Origin of the sequence: Streptococcus sp. NSJ-72 (assembly GCF_014334035.1) — a bacterium.
GTDB lineage: Bacteria > Bacillota > Bacilli > Lactobacillales > Streptococcaceae > Streptococcus > Streptococcus constellatus.
In genome coordinates this window covers 1553623-1571064 of sequence record NZ_CP060489.1, presented here as the reverse complement: position 1 = coordinate 1571064, position 17442 = coordinate 1553623, and the positions used below count along the sequence as shown (strand labels likewise).

The 17442-nt window shown below is 35.7% G+C and carries 8 protein-coding genes and 2 pseudogenes; 8 read left to right on the top strand and 2 right to left on the bottom strand.

Annotation, left to right across the window (positions count from 1 at the left end):
* Nucleotides 1-31: 31 nt before the first annotated feature.
* The 5 genes and pseudogenes from H8787_RS07595 to H8787_RS07575 all read left to right on the top strand — a co-directional run bounded on the left by H8787_RS07595 (nt 32) and on the right by H8787_RS07575 (nt 13448).
* Nucleotides 32-1573: a helix-turn-helix domain-containing protein gene (locus H8787_RS07595; RefSeq protein ID WP_187327786.1), complete on the top strand. Its 1542-nt coding sequence runs from the start codon at nt 32-34 to the stop codon at nt 1571-1573.
* Between the two features lie 81 nt (nt 1574-1654).
* A pseudogene (locus H8787_RS07590) lies at nt 1655-8878 on the top strand (Eco57I restriction-modification methylase domain-containing protein); the annotation flags it as partial.
* Between the two features lie 614 nt (nt 8879-9492).
* Nucleotides 9493-11127: a group II intron reverse transcriptase/maturase gene (ltrA, locus tag H8787_RS07585; protein WP_187327785.1), complete on the top strand. Its 1635-nt coding sequence runs from the start codon at nt 9493-9495 to the stop codon at nt 11125-11127.
* 118 nt (nt 11128-11245) lie between these two features.
* A pseudogene (locus H8787_RS07580) lies at nt 11246-12748 on the top strand (helicase); the annotation flags it as partial.
* A gap of 40 nt (nt 12749-12788) precedes the next feature.
* Entirely contained in the window at nt 12789-13448 is a 660-nt protein-coding gene (locus H8787_RS07575; protein WP_187327784.1) for a single-stranded DNA-binding protein, read from the top strand.
* Nucleotides 13449-13517: 69 nt separating this feature from the next.
* On the opposite strand, the gene H8787_RS07570 is transcribed toward H8787_RS07575, so the two are convergent.
* Complete coding sequence (locus tag H8787_RS07570) at nt 13518-14849, bottom strand: relaxase/mobilization nuclease domain-containing protein (protein ID WP_187327783.1); 1332 nt, start codon at nt 14847-14849, stop codon at nt 13518-13520.
* A gap of 2 nt (nt 14850-14851) precedes the next feature.
* Entirely contained in the window at nt 14852-15208 is a 357-nt protein-coding gene (locus tag H8787_RS07565) for a plasmid mobilization protein (protein WP_187327782.1), read from the bottom strand.
* 353 nt (nt 15209-15561) lie between these two features.
* On the opposite strand from H8787_RS07565, the gene H8787_RS07560 reads away from it, so the two are divergent.
* The 3 genes from H8787_RS07560 to H8787_RS07550 are packed head-to-tail and all read left to right on the top strand — an operon-like array spanning nt 15562 to nt 17440.
* Entirely contained in the window at nt 15562-15762 is a 201-nt protein-coding gene (locus H8787_RS07560) for a PLDc N-terminal domain-containing protein (protein WP_187327781.1), read from the top strand.
* On the top strand, nt 15762-16676 hold the full coding sequence (locus H8787_RS07555) for an ABC transporter ATP-binding protein (protein WP_187327780.1): 915 nt from the start codon (nt 15762-15764) through the stop codon (nt 16674-16676). The genes H8787_RS07560 and H8787_RS07555 overlap by 1 nt, the downstream gene beginning before the upstream one ends.
* On the top strand, nt 16673-17440 hold the full coding sequence (locus H8787_RS07550) for an ABC transporter permease (RefSeq protein ID WP_187327779.1): 768 nt from the start codon (nt 16673-16675) through the stop codon (nt 17438-17440). Before H8787_RS07555 ends, H8787_RS07550 begins: the two co-directional genes overlap by 4 nt.
* Nucleotides 17441-17442 lie beyond the last annotated feature (2 nt).

The following is a 17442-nucleotide window of genomic DNA, read 5'->3' as shown; positions in this document are numbered from 1 at the left end:
TATTGAAATATTTTTTTGAAAAGGAGGTATTATGCAGCTTTTAGACATAAAGAGAATGGCTCACAGCATTCTTGAAAATCAAAACATAGAAAGCAGTTTTATCGAATATAAAAAGTCGGCAAATTTTAAAGATAAAATTCTAAAAACTGCTTGTGCCTTTGCCAATAACTACATGAACAATGAGATAGGCTTATTATTTGTCGGGATTGAAGAAGTTGATAATAAAGAAACAGGAGAAAAGGCAATTCCGAAAAGACCGATAGAGGGGATAAAAGAGTCTAAAGTTGAAGGGATTGAAAATGAATTAAAATCTCTTCTTTCCAATATCCATCCTAAAATAAATTACCATATTATTACGGACAAAATTGATGATGAATATTATATTGTCGTTGCGGTAGAGCGTGGTAGTAACGGTCCGTTTCAAACAAGTGAAAGAGCAGAAAAAGATAAAGATATTAGGTTAAAGGCAGGAAGATACATTAGAGTCGGTAGAGATTCAAGACTACCAAATCCAACTGAAGAATTTGAGCTTTTGAAGAAATTTGCAAATTTTTCTTTTAGCTCAAACTTGAACGATACAGCTACCATAGATGATTTAAGCTATGAATACATGAAAGAATATCTGCTTCAGACAGGAGCAAAGAAAGATATTAGAGAAATGTCTAAGTTGGATATGGCAAAGAGTATGGGACTTGTCAGTGAAAGTGAGTATGGTGGTTATAGAGCTAAAAATTTTGCTGTGTTGATGTTTGCGGAAACACCGAATAAATTTATTCCAAACGCCCATGTTGAAATCATAAGAGAAATTGACGGAACGGATAAAATGGAATCAAAAAGATTTGATGGGCCGGTTTGGATACAGGCAAAACAAGTCAGCAAATATTTTGAAGATAATATTATGGCTTCGTATACCATAAGGGAAGCTGATAAAATTGAGCATAAGATTATCTATAACTATCCTCTTACGGCATTTGAGGAACTTGCTACTAATGCTATTTTGCATAAAGAATATGATACACCTGAATATGTAGGAATCTATATTTACAAGGATAGAATTTCTTTTGTGAATCATAATAGACCACTTCCTCCTGTAACTATCGAAGCTCTTAATAGGGATAGAAGTTTTGACAGAAGGCAGTATCTTAATAAAGAACTTAAAGATATGTTCTTTTCATTAAACTTGATAGAGTCTTACGGATCAGGAATAAGGCGTGCAAAAGATGCACTATTAGAAAATGGTTCTCCTGAGCTTAAGTTTTATCCGGATAATGAAGAAGATAACTATACTAACGCAGTTATGGGTATAAATGCAGAGTTTTTAAAGGAGTTTAATGGTAGTGCTACCCAAGAAACTACCCAAGAAACTACCCAAGAAATAAAAATTGAGAAATCCGTACCGAATAGAATTATTGAATTGATGATGATGGAGCCAAATATTACAGCAAAACAAATTGCGGAACATTTAAATGTTTCTTTTGACGGAGTTCGTTATCACATAAAAAAATTAAGAGCAGATGGTAAGATTAAAAGAGAAGGCTCTACCAAATCAGGTAAATGGATAGTGCTGAAATAGAATAAATAAGATCATAGAACCAAAAGGTGATTAGAGTAAAATCTAACCGCCTTTTTTGTTTGAAAAAAGAAGGAGGTAAAAATGCGAATAAATGATTTTCATAACATTTTGGAGCTTGTAAAACAGGATATTTTGCAAAGTGAAGCAGAATATCTGAAGCTCCTAAAAGTTGTCGGAAACAATCAAAGATACGACTTTAGAAGTCAATTAAGTATCTATGATAAAAATCCTGAAGCAATAGCTTGTGCCAAGTTTGACTACTGGAGGGAACGTTTTAATCGAACAGTAATGCGAGGACAGAAAGGTATCCCCATTTTAGAGGACTATGGCACATTCAAAAAAGTGGACTATATTTTTGATATAGGTCAGACAGTTTCAAGAAACAGAGATGTCAACGAAGTAAATCTTTGGAAGTTTGACAAAGAAAACCATCAAGATGTGTTAAAGGAAATGATTAAAAGCGAGGGCTATGATGAAAGTAAAAGCACACTTGAAAACATCTTTTCTTTAAGCAGACTCTACGGTGATGAAAAAATAGATACCTTAATGAATGAACTTAGAGTAGCGGATGAGGATAGAATATCCTTTACCAAGTTTGTAAGGGACTCGGTAAGCTATGCGGTAGCGTCAAGATTTAAGTTAGATTATTCGATAGATTATGAGCTTTTAAGAGAGAATTTTCAAAGACTTGACAGCATATCTCTAATGAGTCTTGGTGAAAGCGTATCGGATATTAGCGGAAAAATTATTGATGCGACCATTCAAAAAAGCAAAGAACTGGAGCTTCAAAAAGAAGTTTTAAGAGGAAAAGAAGCAGGATATAATAGGATTAAGGAAGAATTAGAGGAGGTAGAAGAAAATGTACTTCGACGAGATGATCAGGAAAGAAATGAAAGCGGGCGAGTTCTCCGAAATGGAGAGTACGGACGAGATAATAGAGAAAATCAAGGAGAATACGCTAAACAACTTGGAGGAACAGACGGACTTCATAAGGGAGTATCCGAATCCGACCTACGCAGTGATGAGGCTGGATTACATTTCAGAGAGCGAGGAGCAGAGCTACTTCGAGATGTTAGTAGATCTATACAAGGAGAAGAAACTGACAGGACACCTGATGGATATTCAGAAACAGGCGATAGAATTTATGAGGACAGAGAAACCGAAATTGATGGCAGCTTGGAAGATAGAGGACGAGAACGATCCACAGTATGGGGCGATGATTTCAGCTCTGAAGGAAATGACAATCAAGGAAGTAGTGGAAATTTAAAAGATAATACTAATGTAGAGTTAAAAGAAGCTGATAAGGCTTCTTTTTCTTTACCCGAAAATACTTACGGACAAATGAGGCTTACCATTCCATTAACTCAGAAGGATATAGATACCGTTCTTATTAACGGAGGAAATCACGATGGAAGTAGACTTCCTGTTATTGCAGAGTTTTCTAAAGGAAAAAGTAATGGAGAATTGGGAGAATACCTCAAAGATACCTTTAGGGGTGGAAATGGATTTTACATTGACGAAAGAGAAGTATCTTCCTGGTATTCGGATAAAGGTATTCATTTAGCTTACGGGACTTCTGCAAGAGAAGATGATACGCAAATTTTAAGTTGGAATGAAGCAGCAAGTAGAATAAATGAGCTTTTGGAAACTGGAGGATTTGCCACAAATATAGAGATTTCTGAAGCACTTGATTATGAAAGAGATCGGATTTCAGAATCTCTATGGTATTTATCTAATGATTTAAGTGAAGAAGGAAAAGAGCAAGGATATTTTGAACTTTTTGAAAGAGGTGGGGGCTTTCCGGAAGAAACGAAAAGACTATCTGAGGCATTAAAAAATCCTGAATATCTAAAGGAAACAATCAAAGAATATGGCAGGTTTTTAGAAGGATACAAAGAAAACAGAAATGTATTAAGGTTTCACTATCACAAGCTAGATAGCCTTTATCAGAAGTTGCAAGAACTTGAGCTGCCACGAAAGGAATATAGTACCAATCTGACAGAATTTCCTAAAGTAAAGCCCTTTATTACAGATGACGAAGTTCTTGCTACCCTGTCAAGAGGAAGCGGAATAGATAAGGGAAAAGAGCGGATTACAAAATTTTTCAAAGAAAACCATACACTTCAAGAAAAAGCTAACTTCTTAAAAAATGAGTATGGCATCGGAGGAAGCTCTCATGCTGTTTCAGGTGCAATGGGAAGTGATGAATGGCACGATGCTAAGGGAATTAAATTACAGAAGAAGAATTGCAGTGATGTATTTCTTACTTGGTCAAGTGTGGCAAAACATATGGATGAGCTGCTTTCTAAAAATCTGTATGAAGAAAAGAAAATAGAGAGCAGGACAGAGAGAGAAGAATCAAAAGCACCACAATATTATTCTAAAGATGATCCTGAAAACTTAATGACCGATGAAATGCTTAAAAGAGTGCCTGAACTTTATGCACAGGAAGATGTATCTTTAGCAGATAAGCAAGTTCATGCTGCATATATTATTCCCTTTAGAAGCAATTGGACTTGGTATATGACAGAATACGATAGAGAAAGTGGAGATGCCTTTGGACTTGTACTTGGGATTGAACCTGAATGGGGATATTTCAATCTTGAAGAATTGAAAGAATTAAATGCCCAAAGGCTTATTTTAGAGGATTTTCCAAAGACTTTTAGAGAGCTTAAAGATACAGAACTTGCAAAGCAGATGGATGAACAGGAGCTTCAATCAGTCTTTAACGGAGAACTTAGCTTTGAAGATAAAGAAGAACTTGAAATATCTGAAGAAGTAGAAGAAAGAGTAGCTGTAACACCTGTTCAGGAAACACTATTTGATTATCTGAAGGAAAGAGAAGAAGTAGAGCTTAATGAAAAAGAGGAAAGCCTTGCAGATGAATTTGCAGTTAAAGAGGGCGATACCGTCTATTTTAATCATGAAGAATATACTGTAAGGGAGATTGCTAAAAACCAAATCACAGAAAGAAATGATTTATGGCTTGATCCGGTAAGAAGTGGAAACCATCAAATCCCTATTGTAGCTTTTATAGATAATGAAGATTTATTAAGACAAGTAAGCCCTGAAAGACCTGCGTTTATCGTTGGAGATGAAATTAAATATAAGGACAAAAACTATACCATTACACGCTTTGATGATATGGGAAATAACCTAAAGACGGTAACTGTTAAGGACAATGCAGAGTATCTTGGCGGTATGATAACAGGCTCCGATGTCATTCCTTATCGTCTTGAAAGCAATCTTGAGAGAGTATTTGAAAATCGGACATATAAACAGCCAGAGCAGACTACTGAAGAAGTAGAAATAAAGAAAAATGAAGCTCACAATTTCAAGATTACAGAAGAAACGCTCCCTGAAAAGTTATCTCCAAGCGAGAGATTAAACAATAACCTTGAAGCACTCTCGATGCTTAACAGAGTGGAAAGCGGAGAACGAGAGCTTGATATTACAGCTCAGGAAGTGTTGGCAAAGTATGTAGGATGGGGCGGACTTGCTGATGTATTCGATGAAGAAAAAGGCGGACAGTGGAAAGAAGCGAGGGTATTCTTAAAAGAAAATCTATCGCAATCTGAATATGAAGCTGCTAGGGAATCAACCTTAACGGCTTTTTATACTCCTAAAACAGTGATTGACAGCGTATATAAGACACTTTCCGGTATGGGATTTAAGAACGGAAATATCCTTGAGCCATCAATGGGCATTGGAAACTTTATCGGAAATCTTCCTGATGAAATGAATAAGTCAAAGTTTTATGGTGTAGAGCTTGACTCTATAAGCGGTAGGATTGGAAAACTCTTATATCCTGAAAGTGATATACAGATTAAAGGACTTGAAGAAACTTCCTTTTCCAATAACTTCTTTGATGCGGTTATTGGTAATGTGCCATTTGGAGAATACAAGGTAAATGACAGGGAATATAACAAAAACAACTTCTTAATCCATGACTACTTCTTTGCCAAGTCCATTGATAAGGTTAGAAACGGCGGGGTTATCGCCTTTATTACATCTTCAGGAACAATGGATAAAAAGGACGAAAGTGTAAGACGCTATCTTGCAGCAAGAGCAGAGTTTTTAGGAGCTATCAGACTTCCTAATGACACCTTTAAGGGTACTGCCGGCACAGAAGTAACCTCAGATATTATCTTTTTAAAGAAAAGAGACAGTATCAGAGAAAGAGATGAGGACTGGATACATCTTGCTGAAGATGAAAATGGTCTTACCTATAACAAATATTTCGTAGATCATCCTGAAATGGTACTTGGCTTTATGAAAGAGGTATCGGGAAGATTTGGAAATACAATAGCTTGCCTACCGAAAGAAAATACGGACTTAAAGGAATTACTTACAAAAGCAAGCGAAGAAATCTATAAAGATGCAAAGTATGAAGAAATAGAGCTACTTGATGATGAAATCAGCACAATACCTGCCACAGATGATGTTAAGAATTTCTCCTATACCATTATTGATGATGAATTGTATTACAGGGAGAATTCCCTATTTGTAAAGAAAGAGGTAACGGACAAAAACAAGGAAAAGATTAAAGATTATCTTGAACTGAACGAAGCCTTAAAGGATGTCATATATAAACAAAAAGAGGATTTTTCAGATGATGAGGTAAAGAAAGCTCAGGAGAAGTTAAATGAAGTCTATGACAGTTTTTCTAAAAAACATGGGTATGTCAATAATCTTTCTAATACCAGAGCCTTAAAAGAAGATAGTAACTTCCCGCTTGTATCTTCCATAGAAATCCTTGATGAAGAAGAAAACTTTAAGGCTAAGGGAGATATTTTTTCAAAAAGAACAATCATAAAGGCAAAGACAATCGATCATGTTGATACTTCCCTTGAAGCTCTTGTTTTATCTATGTCTGAAAAAGGTTATGTGGATTTTGAATATATGGAAAGTCTGACAGATAAAGATAGACCTACTTTGATTGAGGAACTTAGAGGAGAAATCTATCTAAACATCAGAGAAGAACAAAACTTTTATAGACCATTATCTTTTAACCTTGAAGATGGAGATCTACCTTTTGCCTGTGCAAACGACAGTAATTCATACAAATACGGCTATGTAACAAAGGATGAGTACCTAAGCGGAAATATCAGAGATAAGATTGCTATTGTAGACAGCTACCTTGCAAAGTTAAGGCAAACGGAAAGAGAGTTGCCTCATCTTGGCTATGCCGAAGATGGGAAAGAAAAAGAGCTGATAAGCTATGAGATTAACCGTTTGGAATATCAAAAGGCAGAGCTTACAAAAGTTCTTCCAAAAGAGCTTGAAGCAAGTGAAATCAACGTAAGACTCGGAGCTACTTGGATACCGATTAAGGATATTGAAAAATTCATCTTTGAAACGCTGAAAACTCCGGGATATGCCAAATGGGATATTAAGGTTAAATTTTCAAATCTGACAAGTGAATGGAATGTAGAAGGAAAGAGCAGGGACAGAGGAAATGACCTTGCAGAGATGACCTACGGCACCTCAAGGGTAAATGCCTATAAGCTGATTGAAGATGCACTGAACTTAAAAGAAACAAAGGTGTTTGACCAGATTGTAAATCCGGACGGCTCGAAAACTTCTGTATTAAATAAAAAGGAAACGCTTCTTGCAGGGCAGAAACAAGAACTTTTAAAGGAAGAATTTAAGAACTGGATATTTAACGATCAGGAAAGAAGAAATAGACTTGTAAAGCTATATAATGAGCGTTTTAACTCTATCCGTAACAGAGAATATGACGGCAGCAACCTTTCTTTTGAGGGAATGACCACAGAAATTGATTTAAGACCTCATCAAAGAAATGCCATAGCAAGAAGCCTTTATGGAGGAAATACCTTGCTTGCCCATGTGGTAGGTAGTGGTAAGACCTTTGAAATGGTGGCGTCTGCGATGGAAAGTAAAAGGCTTGGAATGTGCAGTAAGTCCTTGTTTGTTGTCCCCAATCACTTAACAGGTCAAATCGGTCGTGAGTTTATGCAGCTATATCCGTCAGCTAACATTATGGTTGCAGATAAGAAAGACTTTGAGCCGAAAAACAGAAAAAGATTTATCGGAAGAATTGCCACAGGAGAGTATGATGCCGTTGTAATCGGGCATACACAGTTTGAAAAGATCCCGATGAGTAAGGAATATCAGGAGAAGCATATTCAAGATCAGATTGATGAAATTATAAACTATGTGGAGGAATATAAGCATGACAGAAATCAGAATTTTACCGTAAAGCAACTTGAAAAGACAAAGAAGAAACTTGAAACAAGGCTTGAAAAGTTAAACGATGATTTTAAGAAAGACGATGTCATTACCTTTGAAGAATTAGGTGTAGATAAGCTCTTTATTGACGAGGCACATAATTACAAAAATCTCTACCTTTATACCAAAATGAGAAATGTAGCAGGTATTGGACAGTCTGAAGCCTTTAAGTCCTCCGATATGTTTATGAAGTGTAGATATATGGATGAAATGACAGGTGGTAAAGGGATTGTCTTTGCAACAGGAACGCCAGTAAGTAATTCTATGACTGAGCTTTATACCATGCAGCGTTATCTTCAGTATGAAAGCCTTAAAAAGAATAATTTAGAGCATTTTGACTCTTGGGCTTCTACCTTTGGGGAAACGCAGTCTGCTTTTGAACTTTCTCCGGAGGGAACAGGGTACAGAGTAAAGACAAGATTTTCCAAGTTCTATAACTTGCCTGAACTGATGTCTATGTTTAAGGAAGTTGCGGACATTCAGACAGCGGATATGCTTAATCTTCCAACACCTGAAGCACACTATGAAGTCATTAAGACTTTGCCAAGTGAGGAACAAAAGGAAATTCTAAAGAGCTTATCTGAAAGAGCAGATGATGTGAGAAATAGGGTGGTAGAACCTGACGAAGATAATATGCTGAAAATCACCAATGACGGCAAGAAACTTGCCTTAGATCAGCGTTTAATCAATCCTTTGCTACCTGATAATCCTGACAGCAAGGTCAATGTGTGCGTGAAAAATGTCTTTTCCATTTGGGATAAGACAAGAGAAAATAAGTCCACACAGCTTCTGTTTTCCGATATGTCAACTCCAAAAGGAGATGGAGAGTTTAATATTTACGATGATATTAGAGAAAAACTTGTGGCAATGGGAATACCGAAAGAAGAAATAGCCTTTATCCATGAAGCAAATTCCGACAAGCAAAAAGATGAACTCTTTGCAAAGGTAAGAAAAGGAGATGTGAGGATACTACTCGGCTCAACACAGAAGATGGGAGCCGGAACGAATGTGCAAAACAAACTGATTGCCCTTCATGATTTGGATGTCCCATGGGTGTGACTTGAAAGTCGCATAGATAATTGTTTAACTAAATAAAGATTAAACCCTCTATTCCGTTAGAGGTAGCCTAATACCACCTGCTTTATCAGCAATGATAATGTTTGGAAGCTGGTATGACAATGTAGCCCTCCACGAAAGTGGTAAAGTCGAAGCCGTGAGGCTAAGGCGAATCTGCTAGCAACAATGCGGTTAGGGAGCTAGGCTTGAGTAGTATGGCTAACATAAGTGAACTGTCATTTAAACGTCGTAACATCCAATGAGCCAAAGTTGCTGACAGGCTCCAGCCCAAAACGGGAAGCGGTCGGATAATCCTCTCCATGGTAGGATTACACGGATATAAGTACCGCCGGCGAATGAGACAGAGCCTAACCTACTCTTGTTATCTATGTGGAACAAGGTAAGCCTGTATCTCTCCTAAGAATTTAGGAAAGTATTTTCGTAAGAAATACCGATAGAGGTGCAGGTATAGGATTGTAGAAAAAGCGAATGTCATTTTGTAATGTAATGAATAGGGGTTCAAAATTTGCCCTAACCCGAAAGGGTGCAGACTTCTACGCAAGGTAATTCTTTACAAGAAGCTTATAGAATTTTTGAAAGGAGTAAAGCAAATGAACGTTAATAAAAAGACGTGTGCAACTACCGACCGTGAATTTGCATGGAAATCCATTGACTGGAAAAAATGCGAAGCACAGGTTAAAAAACTACAAGAACGTATTGTAAAGGCTAGAAAAGAAGGTAGACACGGCAAGGTAAAATCCTTGCAATGGACACTGACGCACTCTTTTGCTGCAAAAGCAATCGCAGTAAAAAGAGTGACAACTAACGAAGGTAAGAAAACAGCAGGAGTAGACAAAGTATTATGGTCTACGGACAAAGCAAAGTATGAGGCTATTTTAAGCTTAAAAAGAAATGGATACAAGCCACAACCATTACGCAGAGTATATATTAAAAAAGCGAATGGGAAATTACGCCCGCTTGGGATACCTACAATGAAAGACAGAGCAATGCAAGCACTATATCTATTAGCACTTGAGCCAATTGCAGAAATGACGGCAGACCCTCACTCTTATGGATTTAGGAAAGAAAGATGCCCACAAGATGCAATACAACAATGTCATACAATCTTATGTCGCAAAAACTCTCCCAAATGGGTATTAGAGGGCGATATAAAAGGTTGTTTTGACCACATTAGTCATGAATGGCTACTCAATAATATTCCTATAGATACCAAAATATTAAAGAAATGGTTGAAATGTGGAGTTATCTTTAAAGGAGAATTGTTCACAACTGATGAGGGAACAATGCAAGGTGGAATTATTTCACCAACACTTGCTAACATGACATTGGATGGACTTGGTGAATTATTAGCTACTAAAAACAAGAGAGTAAATCGAAAATATGAGAAATACTCTCCAATGGTTAATATGGTGCGTTATGCTGATGACTTCATAATCACTGGTAGAACAAAAGAGACATTGGAAGACATCAAACCAATGTTAGTCGAGTTTTTAAGTGAGCGAGGATTAGAATTATCAGAAGAAAAGACTTTAATTACACATATTGATGATGGATTTGATTTTCTTGGATTTAATATTAGGAAATTTAAAGGTGTACTACTTACACAGCCGTCTAAAAAGAGTGTAAAGAAGTTCTTAGATAGCATTAGATATGTAATCGATAGCAATAAGTCTTGCAAACAAGAAACTCTAATAAGGCTGTTAAACCCTAAAATAATAGGTTGGGCAAACTACTATAGATGTGGAGCTTCATCAAGGACATTTCAAAAAGTGGACAACCAAATTTTCCAAAAGCTATGGCAATGGGCGAAAAGACGACATCCTAAAAAAGGGAAACGTTGGATTGCTAATAAGTATTTTCATTTCTATAAGACTAGACGTTGGACATTCTTAGTAAAGTCCATAAAGAAAGGGAAAGTAGATATATTTCCACTAAAATTTATGTTTGATACAAAAATCATCAGACACAAGAAAATAAAAAGTGAATCAAATCCATTTGATATAGAATGGAAATCATACTTTGAAGAAAGAATGACCTATAAAATGCTCTTGTCACTGAAAGGAAGAAAATCACTCTTGTATATGTGGAACAAGCAAGAACATAAATGTCCACTTTGCAATGAGAAGATAACTACTGACACTCAATGGAATGTACGAGAACAAAGAGAAAATGGGCAAATAGTCCGTTATCTTGTACACGATAAATGCTACAAACAAAATCGTTAGTTGACTAGCCGACATCTGTATTGGCAGATGTTTTGAATTGCTTGAGCCGTGTGAGGGGAAACTCTCATGCACGGTTCTTAGAGGGGAAAGGGATAGTAATATCCCTGACCTACTCGACCGTCCTGCCGACCTTGAGCAGAGAGCAGGTAGAATTGTGAGGCAGGGAAATGAGAATAAAGAAGTGAATATCTATCGTTATGTAACAGAGAACACCTTTGATGCGTATTTGTGGCAGACCATAGAAAACAAGCAGAAATTCATTTCACAGATTATGACAAGTAAAACACCTGTCAGAGTGGCAGAAGATGTAGATGAAAGCAGTTTAAACTATGCAGAGATTAAAGCCCTTGCCACAGGTGATCCTAAGATTAAAGAAAAGATGGATTTGGATAATGAGGTTACGAAACTTAAAATGCTTGAAGCAAACTATAAGTCCAATCGTTACAGATTAGAGGATAAGATCGCTAAAAACTACCCGGAAGAAATTGCAAGAACAGAAAAGCTAATAGAATCTGTAAAGAAAGATATATTGGAAGTTGAACCTAAAGCGGAAGGAGAAGAGAAGTTTACTTCCATTACTATCGGTGGTGTGAAGATATTAGATAAAAAGTTAGCCGGAGAAAGGCTGCTTGAAGCGATTTCCAAAGTAAAAATCAATGAAAGCAAGGTCATAGGAAAGTACAGAAACATGGATTTGGAGGTCAGCTATAACTTCTTTACCAATGAGCATAACTTTAGCTTAAATGGTGCTGCAAAGCATTCAGGAGAGCTTGGAACGAGTGCGGACGGTAATATTACAAGGCTTGATAATGCTCTTGAGAAAATGCCTGAGAAATTAAAGAGGCTTGAAGAAAAGCTCTTCAGCACAAAAGAACAGCTTGAAAATGCCAAAGAGGAATTACAAAAGCCTTTTGAAAAAGCTGATGAACTAAAGAATAAGGTGCTTCGCTTGGCAGAACTGAATAAGCTCCTTGATATGGGAGAAGTGGAAGAAAAGAGAAATGATAATCCCCTTGTAGAAGATGTAAAACGAGCCATCATTGACTTCTGCAACAGAGAGTATGAGGAAAACCATAGTTATGATGAGTTTGACGCTCTATATCCTGATTTAAAGCATATAGGAATTGCTTATACTGATACACCGGATGAAAGACATGGCATACAGTTTGAGTTAGACCTTGAGAATTATACAGCGACTCAATATGTAAATGATGTTGTAGTAAGTCATTATGATTATGTAAAGGAAAATGGAAGTGTTGAAAAGGCTCTTGATGTCATAAAATTTGAAATGGAAAATGGAGAGTTTAATACCTTTGTTTCGGTAGATGAAGAAGAATTAAAGCAAGCAATGGGACTTGAAATTGATAATGAAGGTAACTTCTATGATCCACTTTCTAAAGACCTTGATAATGATGGAATTGCTGACAGATATGACAATGACTTTAAGGACAGCGATTATTTTGAGTCAACCTATGATGTTGAAGATAATTTGCATACCAAAGAGGAAGCCACACAGAAAACGGGTGATAAACCATCTATCTTAGGACAGATAAGAGCCTATCAGGAAGAAAGTAAAACAGAAGAAAAACAAACTGCAAAAGAACAGGAATATGTACGATAAGGGAGGGAAACCTCCCTTTTACCATGAAAGGAGATAAAACATGGATTACAAAACAATGAGAAATCAGATAGAAGATATGGTAAGTGATAATCACAAGGACTTTGTTAAGGCGGTTATCAGCATGGAAAAAGGTATCAACGATGAAAGTGCTTTGGATAAGCTCTATGAGGCTTATATGGACAATGACACCGTTAATTTACTGCATGAGGAATTTGATTACATGATTGAAGATTTAAGAGAACAGGGGCAGATTAAAGATCTTCCTTATGTTCAAAAGGAGAAAGATAATCTTGTCAATATCGTTGGAAATATTGTAGGAAAGATCGATGTAGTTGAAAGAGAAAATAAGAACGGCGAAGCCTTTCAAGTAGTAAACTTCTCTGTGGCATCTAAAGATGATGAGGGCAATAAGGTATATCATAATTGCTCCGCATACGGAGAAAAGGGTGATATTCCAAAAGACTTTAAGCAGGGAGATTTTGTAAAACTCTTTGGACAGATCAGAACTTCCGTTGACGATAACGGCAAGGAACATACTAACATCAGGATACTTTCTTCAAAGCTCTTAAAGGCAAAAGAACAGATGAAAGGTCGAGATGAAAAGAAAGAGTCTGTGCTTGGAGCTATCAAAAAATATCAGGCTGAAGATAAGGAAAAGCCTAAAGAAAAGAAAGAAACATCAAAAGAAGCTGAGAGATAAACTTATGGTCGGTGTGGTCTTGGGACTGCACCGACTCTTTTTTTTATTTGCGAAAAAAGGAGATAAAGATTATCTCTCCATCTCCTTACCCATATAAATTCCGTAATTTTTTCGTATCTTATAAAGCTCGTCCATAGTGGATTTTGAGGAAGAATACTCTTGCATAAGGGTGTTCTTTTTTTCTTGTAATTTATCAAGCTCAGCTAAAATATCCTTTGAATTTGGGAGCTTGGAATAAGATTTTTTAAGCTCTGAGAGAGCATTTTCATATAGGGTAATCTGAGCTTTGTACTCTTCAAAAAATGCCTTGTCAGACGGATTAGCAGTATATTCCTTGTAGCACGCTCTGTATTTTTTAACGCTATGAACTTGCTCCATAGTGGTGGAAAGCTTCTGCATTTCCTTATCAATAGTCTTGATTTTCTCTTGTATGTTTTGCCTTTCATCGGCTGCTTTTTGAATATACTCGTCAAGCTGTTTAACGGATTTAATGCCATGTTCTCTGATATAAATAACAGACTCAGCCATTGTATGAAGGTTATGTTTGGTTGCCCAATATTCGTAGCCTTTGCTTTCCTTTACCCTTGCATTGGAGTTCATGTCAATAACATTGCCGATGCGTTTTTTGACGTCGGGAGTCTTGATAAACTCTCTTTCTGAAATTCGTTCTTTTAATCTTTCTTCGGTATAATCTTCTCCGATTGTTTTAGTCCTTGTAAATCTCGCCTTATCTTTTGGCTTAAAAGCAATGTGCTTACCGTATTTGATTTCATAGCCAAGATCAGCCATCTTCTTTAAAAATTCGTCCCAGTCCTTTGACTGTTTTATTATTCTATCAATGTCAAATTGAAGTTTACTTTTCCAAGAAGTGCCATGCTTTGCCTGTTCGTTTTCATACCAAGATTTACCGTTAATCTTATATTTTTTCTTATAGCTTTCGTAAAACTCGTCAATGACAGATAGGCTATTTTCTTTGCAGAGTTTATCACTCTGATAACGGATTTGGTGGTAGCTTTTCTTGTTAGACTGGTAGCACCTACCTGTTACCATATTTACATTATTGAAGATGATGTGATTGTGGATATGCCCCTTATCTACGTGAGTAGATAAAACAAATTCGTACTCATCTTTGAGTATCTTTTTACACAGCTCCATACCAATCTGGTGAGCCAATTCAGGGCTTGTTTCTCCCGGTAAAAATGATTGAATGAGATGTCTTGCAAGAACGGTTCCTTTTGTTCCTGCGTCATTTCGTGTCCTTAAAAACTGATTGTGAGCAGTTGATTCGTGGCATTTATGAGTGCTTACTAAAAGCTGCTCGTCTGTTTTATCTCCATTTACAATATAGTCAATGGCAAGATTAAGCGTTGATTTTATTGGGTGTATTTTTGTAATAGCCATTATTATTCACCTCCCGTTTCAGATGTTCTTTTCAGAAGTAGTGAATGAATTTGCCACAGCTCTTTTGAGAAATGTTCAATCTCTTTTTTTATATCACTGATGTCCTCTTTGTAGATTACGCCTGTCGAATTTACTCGCTTTGCAATCTGATTGATGTTGTTTGTTGCATTGGAAAGTAAGCCTTGTAAATCTCTGAAAGGCTCTAAATCCACTTGATAAATTTCCTTTTCTAAAACGCATTTGCGGATGAAATGGCTCATGTTTCTACACTTCGCAAGTCTTTTTTTCTCTTCAAAAAGAGCCTTTTCTTCTTCAGTTAGTTTAATTTCAAGTCTTTCGTTTCTTATTCTATTTGCCATAGTTAGTTCCTCCTTTGAATGTATTTCGGGGTCTTAGGGTTCTCCCTAACAAGCTAAAAATTGATAAAAAAAGAAGCAGATCCCAAGGGGCTGCTTCGTCAATTTTCCGTAAGTGTCCGTACACTTACTGTGCTTGCTACATAAGAGTGAATTAGATAGCAAGCGTTAAGCGAGCTTTTAATTTATGTTTATATTATACCACAAAAGAGTAATTAATTTAAATTTCGATATAAAAGTTGAGGTTTCATGATAGTTGATTTTCGGCTAAAAAATCAACTAATAGTTTCTTGAAAGTTAATAAAGTTAACTGCTATAATATAAATAACATAAAGATAACGTAAGGAGGATTTAAAATGGAATTTATTAGAGAATATTTACCAATCTTAATACCGATAGTTGTTCTGGAAATTGGGCTTATGATTTACGCATTGAGCCATGTATTAAAACACGACAAGTTTAAATTTGGGAATAAGGCAATGTGGATAGTTGTAGTTGTTTTAATACAAATTATTGGTCCTATTTTGTATCTAACGATAGGAAAGGATAATGAATAATGGATGCTCTTAAAATAGATAATCTATATAAGTCTTTTGGAACCCATAATATTTTAAATGGACTATCTTTAAATATTCCTGAAAAAACTATATTTGGATTTTTGGGGAAAAATGGTGCGGGTAAGACGACAACAATGAAAATGATTTTGGGATTTTTGAAAATTGATGGGGGTTCTATTGAAGTATTTGGAGAAAAAGTAAAATATGGTCAGACAAACACTAATAGGTTTATAGGTTATTTGCCAGATGTGCCTGAGTTTTATGGTTACATGACACCAAAAGAATATCTTAAATTATGTGGTTCTATAACTGGGCTTAATAATGATGAGATAGCAAAAAAAAGTGATGAATTATTAGAATTAGTTGGACTAGATGGAATTGACAAAAGAATACATGGTTTTTCTAGAGGTATGAAGCAACGTTTAGGAATTGCACAAGCTCTTTTAAATAGCCCTAAATTATTGATTTGTGACGAACCTACTTCGGCTCTTGATCCGGTGGGCAGAAAAGAAATATTAGAGATCATTAGAAAAATAAAATCAACAGCGACGGTTGTTTTTTCTACGCATATTTTATCTGATGTTGAAGCGATTTGTGATCATGTTGTTGTCTTAGATGGCGGTAAAAACGTATTAGAAGGCTCAATAGATGAGCTGAAGAATATGAAACGTACAAATGAAATTGAGATAAGGTTTAAATCTATTGATGAGTTGAATAAGTTTAAAAACAACAATGTTATTTCGAAAATGAATTTTAAGGAGGAAGAAAGTACGCTTAGATTTTTAGAAGTAGATTCTGAAAATAAAGCATTTGATATATTATCTGAACTTCATAATGAGAATATTCTCCCTATTGAGTTTAGTGTAAAAGAGCCAACACTAGAAAATATTTTTATGGAGGTAATTAAGTCATGAGAATATTTTTTTCACTGATAAAAAAAGAATCAATTGAAAATATTAGGACAAAAAAGATGTTGGGACTTTTATTGTTGTTTATATTTATTGGATTGATAAGTCCACTTACAGCAAAACTGACTCCTCAAATCCTTCAAGCTATTGCAACTGATGGCATTGATATCAAGGCTAATACTCCAACAGAAATTGATTCTTGGGTACAATTTTTTAAGAACGTTAACCAGATAGGAATGTTCGGTCTTGTGATTTTGTTCAGTACGCAAGTTACGAATGAGATTCAAAAAGGAACTTTAATAAATTTGCTATCAAAGGGGTTACCAAGATATCAAGTAATAATATCAAAATGTTTTTTTAATGCAATCATGTGGATTCTTTCATATTGTATTTGCTTTCTTATAGCATTTGGATATACAAAGTATTTTTTTAGCAATAAATTTCCCATTGAGAATATTCTCTTGGCAGTATTACTTCCGCTAATTTTTGGAATATTTTTGATTGCATTAGAGATACTAGGCAGTGTCATTACTGAAAATGTGATAGGGACATTATTATTCGTCGCAGGTGCTGTAGTGATACAATTTACTCTTTCTCTAAAAGAAGAAATTGTAAAATATATGCCGATTGCGTTACTTGTAAAGCCTATAAATATAATTAAGGGGATCGGGTTTAATGACTATTTTATCCCTATTTTTACAACATTTGGTTTAATAATTATTTGTATTATTAGTTCTATTATTGTATTAAATAAAAAGGAAATGTCATAAAA

Coding starts and splice junctions, on each gene's coding strand:
- H8787_RS07595 (WP_187327786.1), top strand. CDS start 32: ATGCAGCTTTTAGACATAAAGAGAATGGCTCACAGCATTCTTGAAAAT.
- ltrA (WP_187327785.1), top strand. CDS start 9,493: ATGAACGTTAATAAAAAGACGTGTGCAACTACCGACCGTGAATTTGCA.
- H8787_RS07575 (WP_187327784.1), top strand. CDS start 12,789: ATGGATTACAAAACAATGAGAAATCAGATAGAAGATATGGTAAGTGAT.
- H8787_RS07570 (WP_187327783.1), bottom strand. CDS start 14,849: ATGGCTATTACAAAAATACACCCAATAAAATCAACGCTTAATCTTGCC.
- H8787_RS07565 (WP_187327782.1), bottom strand. CDS start 15,208: ATGGCAAATAGAATAAGAAACGAAAGACTTGAAATTAAACTAACTGAA.
- H8787_RS07560 (WP_187327781.1), top strand. CDS start 15,562: ATGGAATTTATTAGAGAATATTTACCAATCTTAATACCGATAGTTGTT.
- H8787_RS07555 (WP_187327780.1), top strand. CDS start 15,762: ATGGATGCTCTTAAAATAGATAATCTATATAAGTCTTTTGGAACCCAT.
- H8787_RS07550 (WP_187327779.1), top strand. CDS start 16,673: ATGAGAATATTTTTTTCACTGATAAAAAAAGAATCAATTGAAAATATT.